The sequence below is a fragment of the Sphingomonas sp. P3_C5 genome (assembly GCF_056402635.1).
The window spans coordinates 404,332-416,988 of record NZ_JBFUHA010000003.1 but is presented as its reverse complement, the minus strand read 5'-3'; the positions used below and the strand labels follow the sequence as shown (position 1 = coordinate 416,988).

The 12,657-nt window shown below is 63.3% G+C and carries 12 protein-coding genes; 7 read left to right on the top strand and 5 right to left on the bottom strand.

Features of this window, described 5'->3' with window-relative positions; all coding sequences use genetic code 11:
* The first annotated feature begins 49 nt into the window (after window positions 1–49).
* The gene (locus AC1DVS_RS10965; RefSeq protein WP_478022865.1) at window positions 50–787 is read left to right on the top strand and encodes a peptide arginase family protein; all 738 of its coding nucleotides are present in this window, start codon (window positions 50–52) and stop codon (window positions 785–787) included.
* A 122-nt stretch (window positions 788–909) separates the two neighbouring features.
* On the opposite strand, the gene AC1DVS_RS10960 is transcribed toward AC1DVS_RS10965, so the two are convergent.
* Window positions 910–3,060, bottom strand: a complete 2,151-nt coding sequence (locus AC1DVS_RS10960) for an SEC-C metal-binding domain-containing protein (RefSeq protein ID WP_478022863.1) — start codon at window positions 3,058–3,060, stop codon at window positions 910–912.
* Window positions 3,061–3,255: 195 nt separating this feature from the next.
* Between AC1DVS_RS10960 and AC1DVS_RS10955 the strand changes: the two genes are divergently transcribed.
* Window positions 3,256–5,337, top strand: coding sequence for a hypothetical protein (locus tag AC1DVS_RS10955; RefSeq protein WP_478022861.1), 2,082 nt, complete (start codon window positions 3,256–3,258; stop codon window positions 5,335–5,337).
* Window positions 5,338–5,414: 77 nt separating this feature from the next.
* Window positions 5,415–6,131 (top strand): M50 family metallopeptidase, encoded by a 717-nt coding sequence (locus AC1DVS_RS10950; RefSeq protein WP_478022859.1) that lies wholly within the window; start codon window positions 5,415–5,417, stop codon window positions 6,129–6,131.
* Window positions 6,132–6,513: 382 nt separating this feature from the next.
* On the opposite strand, the gene AC1DVS_RS10945 is transcribed toward AC1DVS_RS10950, so the two are convergent.
* Complete coding sequence (locus AC1DVS_RS10945) at window positions 6,514–7,074, bottom strand: DUF3237 domain-containing protein (protein WP_478022857.1); 561 nt, start codon at window positions 7,072–7,074, stop codon at window positions 6,514–6,516.
* Window positions 7,075–7,600: 526 nt separating this feature from the next.
* On the opposite strand from AC1DVS_RS10945, the gene AC1DVS_RS10940 reads away from it, so the two are divergent.
* On the top strand, window positions 7,601–8,524 hold the full coding sequence (locus tag AC1DVS_RS10940; protein ID WP_478022855.1) for an energy transducer TonB: 924 nt from the start codon (window positions 7,601–7,603) through the stop codon (window positions 8,522–8,524).
* Between the two features lie 274 nt (window positions 8,525–8,798).
* Here the strand turns inward: AC1DVS_RS10940 and AC1DVS_RS10935 are convergent, their stop codons facing one another.
* Window positions 8,799–9,059 carry a hypothetical protein gene (locus AC1DVS_RS10935; RefSeq protein WP_478022853.1) on the bottom strand — a complete coding sequence of 87 codons (261 nt, stop codon included), beginning with the start codon at window positions 9,057–9,059 and terminating at the stop codon, window positions 8,799–8,801.
* 157 nt (window positions 9,060–9,216) lie between these two features.
* Here AC1DVS_RS10935 and AC1DVS_RS10930 point away from each other — a divergent pair, with 157 nt between their 5' ends.
* The 3 genes from AC1DVS_RS10930 to AC1DVS_RS10920 all read left to right on the top strand — a co-directional run bounded on the left by AC1DVS_RS10930 (window position 9,217) and on the right by AC1DVS_RS10920 (window position 11,673).
* On the top strand, window positions 9,217–9,723 hold the full coding sequence (locus tag AC1DVS_RS10930; protein ID WP_478022851.1) for a DUF302 domain-containing protein: 507 nt from the start codon (window positions 9,217–9,219) through the stop codon (window positions 9,721–9,723).
* The gene (locus AC1DVS_RS10925) at window positions 9,720–10,679 is read left to right on the top strand and encodes a YeeE/YedE thiosulfate transporter family protein (protein WP_478022849.1); all 960 of its coding nucleotides are present in this window, start codon (window positions 9,720–9,722) and stop codon (window positions 10,677–10,679) included. The genes AC1DVS_RS10930 and AC1DVS_RS10925 overlap by 4 nt, the downstream gene beginning before the upstream one ends.
* A gap of 100 nt (window positions 10,680–10,779) precedes the next feature.
* Window positions 10,780–11,673, top strand: coding sequence for a LysR family transcriptional regulator (locus AC1DVS_RS10920; protein ID WP_478022847.1), 894 nt, complete (start codon window positions 10,780–10,782; stop codon window positions 11,671–11,673).
* Here the strand turns inward: AC1DVS_RS10920 and AC1DVS_RS10915 are convergent.
* Entirely contained in the window at window positions 11,655–12,047 is a 393-nt protein-coding gene (locus AC1DVS_RS10915) for a carboxymuconolactone decarboxylase family protein (protein WP_478022845.1), read from the bottom strand. The two genes, AC1DVS_RS10920 and AC1DVS_RS10915, sit on opposite strands and share 19 nt — an antisense overlap.
* Window positions 12,048–12,154: 107 nt before the next feature.
* Entirely contained in the window at window positions 12,155–12,604 is a 450-nt protein-coding gene (locus tag AC1DVS_RS10910) for a cupin domain-containing protein (protein WP_478022844.1), read from the bottom strand.
* Between the last annotated feature and the right edge of the window lie 53 nt (window positions 12,605–12,657).

The following is a 12,657-nucleotide window of genomic DNA, read 5'->3' as shown; positions in this document are numbered from 1 at the left end:
GCAAGGTCAGGCGTTGTTTTGACCGACGTAACCCGATTACAAGTGGAGCATGCCTGAACATCTCATTCCTTTTCGCGGAAAACGTTACTCTGGGTCGATCAACCAGAATCTCCTATGGCGCGACGGCAATATCTATCTGATGGACAATCATCGCGCCGCCTTATGGTGCTGGCAACAGGAGATTGACCTCTATCACACGCAGCATTCGGTACTGCACATCGATCGTCATACAGATTGCCTGGGTGCCAATCTTGCCGCTCATCTAGCTGCGATGCCCGATTTACGAGGGCTGTCCATAGAAGGCTATCTGGGCGCGACAGTCGCCTTGCAAGGCAGTAATGTACCATTGTTCCGCTGGGACAATTACCTCTCCATCCACCTTACAAGTTTTGGTGGGCGGGTCAGCGCAGTAAAGAGCGTCGATCACGGTGACGGTGACGCACCTCAGCATTCACAAACTATCCGACCCCGCGCAGACGAGGTTCCGCCGAATCTTCTCTACTGGCTGCAGAGCGGTTCAAATCTTTGGATCGTGAATGTCGATCTTGACTACTTCTTCTTTGAAGGAGCCGTTGGGCCGAGCGGAGACCCGGAATGGCTCCCAATGTTTTCCGATGCATTTATCGACACCGTTTTTCAAGAAATCAGAAAAGCAATGGATCAAAAACTGGTGGGTGTCGTCACATTGTGCCTCACCCCCACTAACTTTACTGCAGGATGGGATAAATGCCTGGAACTCAGCTCTAAAATCTTCGAGATTTTGGGCGCACGCCATCCAACGTTGTGATCGCGACCTCGCCTTCGCTGGTCTTCGGCGCTTAAGGAAAAGCTCACAACGGGACTGGCATTACGGTGGCACCGCAATCGTAGTCCTTCGACCGCTTCTCAAGTGCCCGATGGCACCGCACGCTACCCCCCTTGGTCCGCGGCGAGATGGCATTTCTTGTACTTCTTTCCGCTCCCGCAGTGGCAAGGATCGTTGCGACCCAGTCTCGGGCCCGCCAGCGGCATCGGCATGGAGGCTGGGCCTCGAGCCCGCTGAATTTCCCTTGCGATGCGGTCAAGCTTGCTGTCGAACTTCCAGGGAAACGCGACCTTCTTGCCGAATCTAACGCTGCCGTCGGTGGGCCACAGCGCTAGGCCATACCAGCTTTCCCTTCGCTGGCGGTATTTGCGGAGCATCATATGGGCTTCAAGCCGTGGCTCCGCTTCGCTGCGAGGCGCGAAGTTGGCGTGAACCGTCAAGCCGGTATCTGCGAAGCCCAGCGAGAAGTCCGATTGCCCATTGGCGCGCGCAGAAGCGAGGACGCGATCGATTCCGTCGAGCAGTTCCTTCATCGCGTTTCCGCTGAGTTGGTAGATGAGCAGCACGAGGTCGATCATCGCACCCATCGGTTCGACCTCTATCCCGTGGATGATGGCGTCGAGCTTTCGCCCCTGGGTCACGGTAAGGATGCCGTCCGGCGTCCGTTTGCCGGGCAAGCCAAAACGCCGCGCACCCATCGCGATCTCGATGTCGGCCGCGAAGTCGTCTTCTAGCGCGACGAAATCATATTCGTCGTCGAGCCACAGATTATATTTGATGTGGTAAGCGAGCAGCGTAATCTCGTGGTGGATATGGATCTTGCTGGCCGCGCGAGCGCGCAGCTCGAGATAGCTCAAGAACCGCAGGGGACGATCCAGCGTCTCGGCCATCACGTCGAGCGTGAACACGTCGATGATGAGCGGCGCCACCACGCCATCCACATCGCGCCGAACGAGGAACTGGTCCGCCTGGAATGCCAGCGCAGGATAGTGGTCAGCGACAAGGCATACCGGGAATATCTGGGATAGGGCGGGAATGGAGAGCTCGTCCCCACCGGCTGTCACGAACCGGAGCGTCGGGTCGCGCAGCGCAATCGCGCAATCAACAGCCTGGTCATAGGCGTCCTGCACCGCCGCCTTGAAGTCGCCGCGGATCTGCAGGTCGTTCCCTCGCCGCGCTTCGAGTGTCAGCCGCTTCGACTTTGCTTGGAGCACGATGGCTCGATCGCCGAACAGCACCAACACGTCGATCTCGCTGAGCCGGTCTCCCTTGCCACGCTCGATGTTCACGCCCTGGTATACGCGCGCCTCGCCAAAAACCGTGCCGAGCCGCTCGAGCGCGAACGCTTCGGTATACTGGCCGCGATGCTTGAACGCAGTTGGAGCATAGGTTTTGTCAGCGCCCAGCCAATAGAAGGGCGATTCGTACAGCGCCTCGGCCAAAGCGTTGAAATGGAAGAGCAGGAAGCGGTCACCGTCGATGGCGACGATTGGCGAGCCGTTGACCGCGTTGAAGTCGTGTAGCGCGTGGAAGCTCGGGTTGCCATGCTCCCGCGGAAGGGCGAAGGCGTTGATGCATGCCGCGATCGTCTCTGCCGGCAGCTCCGAGCGAGCCACCAAGTCGGCCACGCTGAAGACGAAGGCAGCGAGGACGCGAGGGTCCTCGATCGGCGTGGCGCCTGCCTTAAACGCGGCGCCAAGCCTCTCGCTCTGCAATTCGCCGATCGACTTGGCCACTGCGATCATGTCGCTGATTGAGGCGCCCCGGGTTGTTATCAGCCAGTCATCGTCGGCAGCATATTTCCTCGCCGCGAAATCGCAGTTCTGAAACGAAAAGGCAGCCTCACCGCCATAGAAGATCGGCTCGCGCATTGCGTCGCCGTGTTGCCAAGGGTTGACCGGCACGCCGCCTTCCAAGCCTGCCCGAATTTCCTCGAACCAAGGGCGGCTCATACTGATATGTAGCTCGGAGAGCAGCGCTTCGGCCCGCTCCGCCAGCGCTGCTGACTGTGCGGGCGGCGGGGCATCGAAGTCCGGGTCGGATCGGACCAAGAGACCGACGAGCGTGAACATCTCCGTTCGGATCAGACGGGAGCGTGAATAAAGATGCGACATGTCTTCCGCGCGGATCTCGTCTCTGTACCAAGTGAAGTTGTCCCGCGTGCAAAACCCCGCGATGACGTGAGCAAATCCAGGCTCAGCCGCCATTTTGGCCAAGTCTTCGAATATCTCCTGCTCTCGCCTTGCCGTTTCCATTCGCTGTATTTAGTCTAGAGCGCGGGCAACGGAATATACAAAAGGCGCGGCGGGTTCCGGTGGGGCTCTGCCATCACCGTGCCACGTGCGATAACCCCAAAATAGGTTGCAGCCCCGTAGTTCAGCCCCCCCGTTGCAACGCACCCAATTCCAGTCGTTCGCTCTGGCGCGGATGTTTGCTAGGGCGCGGTCGCCATGCTCAGCTTTTCACGCCCCAAGCTCGCGATCGCCATCGGCCTGCTTGTCGTGGCGGGTGTTGCCGGCGCCGTCTGGCTTCTGATCGCGCTGGGCTGGTTTGCGCCCGCGCCGACGAAGTTCGGCTGGCCCGTGAGCATCACGACCGTGGCCGGCGATGGCGTGCGCGGTCATGTCGATGGCGCATCGGCAAAGGCGCGTTTCGGGGATCCTTTTGCGGTCGCGGTCGATGCCCGGGGCGTGCTCTATGTCGCCGATGCGGGTGACACCGGCCGCATCCGCAGGATCGATCCCGATGGCAACGTTACGACCTTGCCGGGAGCGTTCGACACACCCTCCGGCCTCGCCCTCGATAGATCGGGCAATCTCTTCGTCGCCGAGACTGGCGCGAACGCGATCCGCAAGATCAGCCCTGACGGCACAGTGACGACGATCGCCGGAGATGGCGTGGCGGGCTTTGGCGACGGGCCGGCTAAACGCGCGCGGTTCAACGGGCCGATCGGGGTCGCGGTGGACGACAAGGGCCAGGTCTATGTCGCCGACAGCTATAATGACCGCATCCGCGTGATTGCTGCCGACGGCCAGGTGCGGACGCTGGCGGGGCAGGATGCGCCGGGATTTGCCGATGGGCAGGGTTCGGGCGCCGCGTTCGATACGCCGACCGGGATCGCGATCGATCGGCACGGCGTGCTGGTGGTTGCGGACTCAGGCAATGACGCTGTCCGCAGGATCGATCGGGACGGCCGGGTTTCGACGCTCGCCCATAGCGATCCACAGGATGGCGCCGGCCTGCTGCGGGGGATTGTCGGGCTGGTGCCGACCTGGGACGGGTTCGTCTATCTCGCTTCCTATGGCCGGGGGCGGATTGTCGAAATGTCTCCCTCGGGCGCTTTGCGCGTGCTCGCCGGGCCGGGATCGACGATCCAGGGCAACGCCGCGCTGCCGATGACGGGTCCGGCCGGGATCGCGATCGACCGGTCCGGTGCGCTGTATGTCGCGGATGCCTCGGCCTTTGCGATCCGCAGGCTCATGATGCGCAAAGCGGATGCCGCGCCGGTTCCTGTCGCCATCGCCGAGCCGCCTTTGCCGGCGCTGGTGAGAGCGCCGGTGTTCCCATGGCCGCTTCGACCGCAAACCGGCTGGCACGAGGTGGTCGGCGACATGGGAGAAGTGCGCGGCAATTATACCGGGGAGAGCCGCGACCACCTCCATGCCGGGCTCGATATCAGCGCCCCGCCCGGCGAGACCGTGGTCGCCTCGGCGGACGAGAGGGTGCGCGATCCGCTGCCCAACTGGGGCGTCGAGGGCCTGAGCGAAGGCCTCCGGCTCGACCAGATGACCTATATCCATATGCGCGTCGGCCGCACCGCAGCGGGCGAGCCCATCGACCCGGCACGCTTCCAGCTGATCCGCGACGCGCAGGGCCGGGTCACCAGGGTGCGGGTGAAGCGCGGCACGCGTTTTCGGGTGGGTGACGCGCTCGGCACGATCAACCGCATGGCGCATGTCCATCTGGAACTCGGGGCCCCGCGCGCCAAGATCAACGCGGCGTGGCTCAACTTTCCGGGCTTTGGCGATCATGTCGCGCCGCGTATCGACGATGTCTATCTGTTGGATCCCGCCGGCCAGCGCCTCAGGGCCGAGGAGAATGGGCGCCTGGTGCTGCCCAGGACTGCGGGTGTCGTCAGCGTCGTCGCCGATGCCTGGGACCAGGTCGACAATAATGCGCCGCGCCGGCGGCTTGGCTTGTACAAAGCCGGCTATCAGATCCTGAAAGCGGACGGCACGCCGGTGCCCGGGTTCGAACAGCCGCGCATCACGCTCGAATTCGATCGCATGCCGACATCAGCCGATGCCGCGAAGATCGCCTATGCTCCGGAGAGTGGCGACGCGGTGCATAGCGACCAGCGAACGCGGTTTCTCTATGTCGTCAGCAATATGGTGCGCGACGGCCGCGCGAGCGTGGGCGGCTGGAACCCGGCCACCCTCTCCCCAGGCGATTACACGATCCGCATCTATGCCGGGGACCGGGCGGGGAATGTCGCCTTGGCGGGACGCGACCTGCTGGTTGCGGTGCGGTGAACCCGCTTCGCTAGCCAGGCGGGCGTCATGCCTGATAGGGTGGCCCACAGACCTTACGTCCTCATCCGGGAGCGCCGATGTCCAGCATGCTTGCCGACCAGGCCCATCGACAGCGTATCGTCCTGCTGATGTGGATTGCGGTCGGGTCCGTCATCCTTTGGCAAACCGAGATCGGCAGTCTCCTGCTCTATCCTTTCACCATATTGGCGACCTGGTTTCATGAGATGGGGCACGGTGTCGCCGCCATGCTCACCGGCGCGTCGTTCGAACGTCTGCTGATCTTCCCCGATGGTTCCGGAGTCGCTCAGTCGATGGTGCCCGCCAATGCTTCCGGGCTGACACATGCCGTGATCGCAGCAAGCGGGCCATTGGGACCTGCGATCGCCGGATCGCTGCTGATCATCGCCTCGCGGACTGACAAGGCGACGCGTGTGGCGCTGGCGGTGGTGGGTCTGGCGTTGATCGTCTCGACGGTCATCTGGGTGAGGACGTTTACCGGCTGGCTGGTTCTTCCGGCATTGGGAGTCGCCATCCTCGGGCTCGCATGGCGCGGGTCGGCAGATCAGCGGCAGTTCGGTATCCAGCTCCTTGGGGTTCAGGCCTGTATCAGCGTGTGGCAGCAATTCGGATATCTGTTCAGCGCCGGAGGAAGCGTTGGCGGCGAGCTGCATCGATCCGATACGAGCGCCATCGCCGATGCCCTGCTGTTTCCCTATTGGTTCTGGGGTGCGGCGATCAGCGTGGTGATCGTGCTCATGGTGTGGTCGAGCTTCGCTATCGCTTTTCGGCGGTGATCCCTATTTCAAGTTTCTGTTCAGCGCTTGTCGGGCAGCCCCGGCCAGCGCGCAGTCCTTCCCGGTCGTCCGGCATTGTTGCTCGAGCATCTCCACAAGCCTGCGTTGCTCGCGGAGAACATACTCGTCGTGCCGGATATCTGGGGAATAGACGTTTCGCGCCGTTGGTTGGGAGGTGGCATGACCGGGCCGATTGTGCCCGGCGGGACTGAGCGGAGCGACCTGAGCAGGGCGCGGGATTGCAAAGCCGATCGCAATACCCGCGACAAGGAACGCCACCGCGATGGCGACTATTCTCGTGCGAGAGAGACGCATCATAGGCAATTCCCGGTCCTGACCCAGCCAGGCTATCACCATGGATTGAGCGGGTCGCCAACCCATCTCAAGCGTTATCGACCACATAATAGTCGAAGCAGGTGTGATCCGGGCTCGGCACCCGGCGCCCGCGGCCGATGAACACGTGGCGGGTCAGCCAGTCGTGCGGGCCGACCGGCGTGTCGAATAGGGGCACGCAGAAGAAATAGGTGTCGGGCGCGATCTTCCAGCTGGTCTCGGCGCCTTCGGCCAGGTTTTCCTGGGTCTTGCTGGCGAATTTGGCCGGAAGGCCGGCATCGTCGCGGCCATAGAGGAAGCCGCGATTGTTGATGTAGATCGGCGTGCCGTCCGATGCCTCGAGCATGTAATGCGCGTTGAGTTCGGAAGCGTTGTCGCTGCGCCCGCGCGCAAAGTCGGCGCCGCTGTGCGGGATCACCCTGCCCTGAAGCCGCGGGCCCGAAATATCACCCGAGAGCGGCGGGACGTAGAAGCGGCCGCCCATCGGCGTAGTCGGCTCGAACCTGCGGCGCTCACCGAAATAGATGCGGATGCGGAACGCGAATTCGAGGCCGATCAGCGAGATCGGCTGATAGTCTTCGCCAAGGACAGCGGTGGAATCGGTGGTCATGGAGGCTCTCCTGGGATCAGGCCGTGACGCGGTGCATGTTCTATTGCTCTAATGAGGAGCAATTGCACGTGGCACCGTGATGACAGTCGTGAGAGAACGGCGCGCACCGCTTTGGACGGTTCGCGGGTGTCGCTATGGGCGATTTCAGGCGCGGGTTGAATCGAGCGGCCGCGTTCGCGGCGGATATGTTGGACGTGTGACATAATTCGGCGCGGATTTCGGGCGCTGAAAGGACTGGTGCGAGGGGAATGTCCGGAAAACCATGCGCGCCTGTTGGATAATTATGTCATGCCCATCGGGGGGCTGTCGTAGCCGGGGCATGAGGCGAGGCAGGTGGGGATAGCGATCGTCGTCTTTCGCAGCTGTTGGGAATGTCATGAGGGGTCACTGACATTTCCTATCTGTACAGAACATTGTACATATCGTGTCGGGAGGGCGCTCACCTGCCTGCTCGGCTTTTGAACATCCGCTGCCAAGCCCGGCACCAGGGGCCGATGGTTTCGAACTATTCCTTGCGGGGCATATCATGAGATTTTATCGCAAAATGCTGATCGCCATGGTGATGGGACTGGTGAGTAGCCACGCCGCGGCCGAGCAAAAGCCTGTGGCGGCCACGCCCATCGGGTCGCCCGGCGCCTGGGCCACGGACGATGATTTTCCCGCCGCTGCCCTTGGTTTGGGCATACAGGGTACGGTGGCTTTCAAGCTCACGGTTGATGCCACGGGGAAGCCGGCGCGCTGCGAGATCACCCAGAGCAGCGGCTTTGATGTGCTGGACACAACAACGTGCGACAAGCTGATGGCCAGGGCGCTCTTCACCCCCGCAAGCGACGCCTCCGGTAAACCGGTAGCGGGCACTTATGCCAGCCGCATTCACTGGGCGCTTCCGGTGGACGAAGATCCGCCAGTGAAAATACTTCACTCCGAAACGGTGGACGAGTCGGACGGAACCAAGATCAGAAACATGCCCGGCGTGCAGCTCGAATCCGTGACGGTCACGCACGTGTCGCTCGATCCGTCGGGCGCGGTGACGACCTGCCAGTTGGAGTTCCTTATAGTCGGAACCGCTGGCCCTTCGCCGACGATAAAGTGCCCAAGCCAAATGATCGAGTCCTACTCGCAGGAATATCGCGACTACGCGCAGGGCCATGCGAGCGAAATCGAGCTCACTTCTGCCACGGTTTTCTCACCCGGCTTGCGCGCCAGCCTGCTGGAACAGCGCGCCGGCTTCGTCCAGCGCGGGCTTTATGTCTTCAGCTACACCGTCGCGCGTGATGGCAAAGTCGGCACATGCGCTATCGAGCAGCAGCGCGGCGATATGCTGCACATGCATCCCTATTGCGGACTGACGAAAATGATGACCTTTGGTCCGCCCTTGTCCACAATTGACAAGGACGGCGTTGCCAAAGGCTGGCACATCGAGCGCCTCCTGCAGAAATCAGAGCAATAGGGCGCGCTTCATACCCCGCATACCCACCACCTCATGCGACATCTCAATGCATTTCGTCGCCCAGCATCGAGGGTTCGGCAAGACCTTACAGGCGTGGAGGTCGGCTATTTTTCCAACGGGCTTATGAAGTGATTGGATTAAGTCCGCTTATCGGCGCTGCGTCTGCGCCCTTTGACGACCGGTTTGGGTCGTTTTCAGTCCGACCGCTTTCAGGAGGGAAGGATCAGGTCCGAGCGGCGGGAATTGGGTGGTTAGCCGAACGGCAGGGTTGGCGTCACCTCGCCAATAGCCGCCGGACCAATTTCAACGCTGTGCCTAGCGCAAACCCAAGAACTACCACGAACAGCACCGCGATCAGCGCGAGCCATGCGGCATCGGTGTTGGTTTGGTCGAGGGCAGCCAAATATTCGGCCGTACCGGGGTCTGCGCAATGCCCGCTCGCACAAAAGCTCCCCACAATGTTGTGGTGAACCCAAGCTCCGCCCAGCAAAGCGACCGCAATCAGCCCGATCCAAAATCGACGCGAAAAACCCATGCTTCGCAGACTGGCGCAATGGCGGCTATTGGGCAATCTCAACAGAAACTCCAGCATGCGTTTCCCGCATCGAACCCATAGCCAGACCCGATTTCAGTCTCCGCCACGCCTCCGGTAGCAGAGCGGCCAACGTGACATCCGACACCAGGAGACTGACATGAACCCTCTGCACTTCGCCACGCCACTGATGGCGGCCTTGCTCCTTTCCGCCGCGCCCGCATCAGCACGGCCGGCGGGCGATCCCGCGCCGATCGCGCTTCCCGTCGCGGCGGCCGACGGCGTCGTTCAGTTGCATAGCGCCAACGGCTTCGACGACACGGTCGCGCGGCTGAAGGCCGATGTCGCCGCCAAGGGCATCCGCTTCTTCGACGCGATCGACCAGACCAGCCTTGGCGATGGCGCGGGCCTGAAGATCCGCCGTTCGACCCTGGTGCTGTTCGGCAATCCGCCGCTCGGCGTGCAGTTCCTCCAGTCCAATCCCTATGCCGGCCTCGACTGGCCGGTGCGCATGCTGGTGATCGAGGGCATGGATGGCAGCGTGTCGGTCGCCTGGACCGATTTCGGCTTCATCGCCCGCCGCTATCGCATCACTGATCGCGCGCCGCAGCTCAAGATGGCCAGCGAGGTCGCCGCCTCGATTGCGACCGCCGCAACGACACAATGACTTCCGGCTGGGGGATCTCCGGCTGGGCGGCGCTCGGCGCGACGATCGCCCTTCTGTCCGCCGCGCTGATGGGTCTCGCCATCCAGCGCGGCGCGACCTGCATGGTCGCCGCGGTCGATGAGGTGGTGACCGCAAGGCGGGCCACGCGAGCGCTTGCGCTGGCGGAGGCTGCCCTGTGGGTCGGCGGGCTGATCGCGATCGCTCAGCTCGCAAAGGTGCTCGCCATCTTCCCGTCGCGCTATCCGGTCACCGGTTTCACGGTGCTGGGCGGCGTGCTGCTCGGGGTCGGCGCATGGATCAATCGCGCCTGTGTGTTCGGGGCGATTGCCCGGCTCGGCTCGGGCCAATGGGCCTATATCGCGACGCCGATCGGCTTCTTCCTCGGTTGCCTGATCCCGCTGCATGCGCAACCGGCGCTGTCGGGGTCGAACCATGCCGCGCCCTTCATGAACGCGGGGCTGGTCGCGATGGGCTTCGCTATTCTCGCTGTGTGGCGCCTCGCCCAGGCCGCCCGCGCGCCGGGCTTTTTCGGCCATCTCTGGCATCCGCACCGGGCGACCCTGCTGATCGCGATCACCTTCGTCACGACGATGCTGACGGTCGGGCTCTGGGCTTATACCGATGCGCTCGCCGCGCTGGCGCATGCGATGGACGCGCGGCTGACGCTCCGCCTGGCGATGGTCCTCGCGCTGCTGACGGGTGCGGTCGCCGGCGGCTGGCTCGCCGGCACGCTGCGACCCGTGCGGCCGACGCCTGGCGCGATACTGCGCTGCATTACCGGCGGCATGCTGATGGGCGTCGGCGCCATGCTGGTGCCGGGCAGCAATGACGGCCTGATCATGGTCGGCCTGCCGCTGCTGCAGCCCCATGCCTGGGTCGCGGTCTTTGTCATGACGATGTCCATCGCCGCGTCGATTGTATTGGCGCGGCATTTCCGCCGGCCGGGCGCAGCATAGGGCCCGGCCGGATCACTTCTAACCGATTCTGCTCGCCGCTGGCAGAGATCGTTGAGCAATGGTAACGAATGAGCGGCGCCAACCAGGGGAGGCGACAGCGATGGAGATGCAGCAGGTCCGGTATTTCGTGGCGCTCGCGCAGACGCTCAATTTCACGCGCGCGGCGGAGCAATGCAATGTCAGCCAGCCGGCACTGACCCGCGCCATCCAGCAGCTCGAACATGAGCTTGGCGGCCCGCTGTTCCACCGCGAGCGCAACAACACGCACCTCTCCGAGCTTGGCCGGATGATGCTGCCCTATCTCGAAACCGTCGAGGCCTCGACTCATGCCGCCAAACAGGCAGCCAGATCAGCGAAGAAGATCGAGAACGTCACCCTCACGCTCGGCGCGATGTGCACGATCGGTCCGCAATTGATCGCCGACCTGATCGTCCGCTTCCAGCGCGAACATCCCGATGTCGAGGTCAATGTGGTCGACGGCGAGGCGCAGGATATGATCGCCAGGCTCGAAAAGGGCGATCTGCATATCAGCATCGTCGGCGTTCCGGAGGAACTGCCCGAGGCGTTTCATCAGGTGCCGGTCTTCACCGAGCGCTTCGTGATCGCCCTGCCGCCCGGTCACCCCTGGGCGGCGAAGACCGCCATCCGGGTCGCCGAGCTGAATGGGGAGCCCTATGTCGGGCGGACCAATTGCGAGGTGTTCCAGACGGTGACCGAGGATTTCGCGTGCCGCGGCGTCAGCACCAGGAAGGTGTTCAGCTCACCGCGCGACGATTGGGTGCAGAACATGATCAAGGCCGGGCTCGGCTTCGGGTTCTTCCCCGAATATTGCGTCACGGATCCCGATCTGGTGATCCGCCCGCTGATCGAGCCGGAATATTCGCGGACCATCTATCTGGCGACGGTGCGGGGCCGCCCGCACTCACCCGCCATCGGCGCCTTCGTGCGCGAGGCGCGACGCCACAACTGGCCGACTCATTCCGGGCAGGACTGACAATCGGGATTGCGATCGACCAGCAGGTCGTGACAGTCCGCCAGCGCGTCGATTGCGGCGGTGATGCCGGCATGGCTCGCGGTCTGGACGAGAATCTCGACGATCTCGGCCTTGCTCCAGCCGAGGTGCAGTGCGGCGGCGACATGGACGCGCAGTTGCGCGGTCGATCGTCCCATCGCGGCATAGGCCGAAACCGCGGCGAGCTCGCGCAGCTTGAGGTCGAGCCCCGGGCGGGAGAGGATTTCGCCATAAGTGAAGCCAAGCGCGAGGCGGACGAAGTCGGGCGCGACTTCGGCGACCCGGTTGCGGCGGTCATCCTGGCCGGCGCCGGTCTGCGCCAGCACCTCGAGGCCAAGGCGGTACGGGTCGGTCACATCATGATCCTGAACTGAAAAAGGGGTGGCGCGGTGCCCGGCATCCTCGTGCGGGCACCGCGCCGGAAGGCGTCGGTCGGGGGGGAACCGGCGCCTCCATGGCGGCGTCAATCGCGGGCCTTGACGTCCGCCGAGAGCAATATGGCCGGCACCGTGCCGGTATTCTTCCACCAGTGCGAAATGCCGTCGGACTCGCTGGCGATCTCGCCGGCCTTGTGGACGATGCCGACCGAGCAGGTGCTGCGGTTCTCGGTGACTTCGCCGGTGACGACGATGATCAGCGCGGGGCGGCCGACATGGCTGTGCAGCGGCACGATCCCGCCCGGCTGGACGACCAGACGGCGCATGCGCAGATCGCGCCCGTCGACATTGATCTCCTTGCCGAGATCGACTGACCCGATCACGTCGTCGGTTACGTCCATGGGCATGGTCGGCGCGGCGGTGAGCGGGTTGGCGGCTGTCTTGCCGGCCGGGCACATGCCGGCAAAGGCGGGGGCCGAGACAAGGGCTGCGGCCGATGCGGCGAGTGCCGCGGCCAGGCGGATATTGAGCTTCATGAGTATGTCCTTCGTGATGTGAAAACCTTTGTCACGGGAGGCAGCTCAGCCGG

Bases quoted from the DNA above. Each gene is read 5' to 3' on its own strand.
- AC1DVS_RS10965 (WP_478022865.1), top strand. From the start codon at position 50: ATGCCTGAACATCTCATTCCTTTTCGCGGAAAACGTTACTCTGGGTCG.
- AC1DVS_RS10960 (WP_478022863.1), bottom strand. From the start codon at position 3,060: ATGGAAACGGCAAGGCGAGAGCAGGAGATATTCGAAGACTTGGCCAAA.
- AC1DVS_RS10955 (WP_478022861.1), top strand. From the start codon at position 3,256: ATGCTCAGCTTTTCACGCCCCAAGCTCGCGATCGCCATCGGCCTGCTT.
- AC1DVS_RS10950 (WP_478022859.1), top strand. From the start codon at position 5,415: ATGTCCAGCATGCTTGCCGACCAGGCCCATCGACAGCGTATCGTCCTG.
- AC1DVS_RS10945 (WP_478022857.1), bottom strand. From the start codon at position 7,074: ATGACCACCGATTCCACCGCTGTCCTTGGCGAAGACTATCAGCCGATC.
- AC1DVS_RS10940 (WP_478022855.1), top strand. From the start codon at position 7,601: ATGAGATTTTATCGCAAAATGCTGATCGCCATGGTGATGGGACTGGTG.
- AC1DVS_RS10935 (WP_478022853.1), bottom strand. From the start codon at position 9,059: ATGGGTTTTTCGCGTCGATTTTGGATCGGGCTGATTGCGGTCGCTTTG.
- AC1DVS_RS10930 (WP_478022851.1), top strand. From the start codon at position 9,217: ATGAACCCTCTGCACTTCGCCACGCCACTGATGGCGGCCTTGCTCCTT.
- AC1DVS_RS10925 (WP_478022849.1), top strand. From the start codon at position 9,720: ATGACTTCCGGCTGGGGGATCTCCGGCTGGGCGGCGCTCGGCGCGACG.
- AC1DVS_RS10920 (WP_478022847.1), top strand. From the start codon at position 10,780: ATGGAGATGCAGCAGGTCCGGTATTTCGTGGCGCTCGCGCAGACGCTC.
- AC1DVS_RS10910 (WP_478022844.1), bottom strand. From the start codon at position 12,604: ATGAAGCTCAATATCCGCCTGGCCGCGGCACTCGCCGCATCGGCCGCA.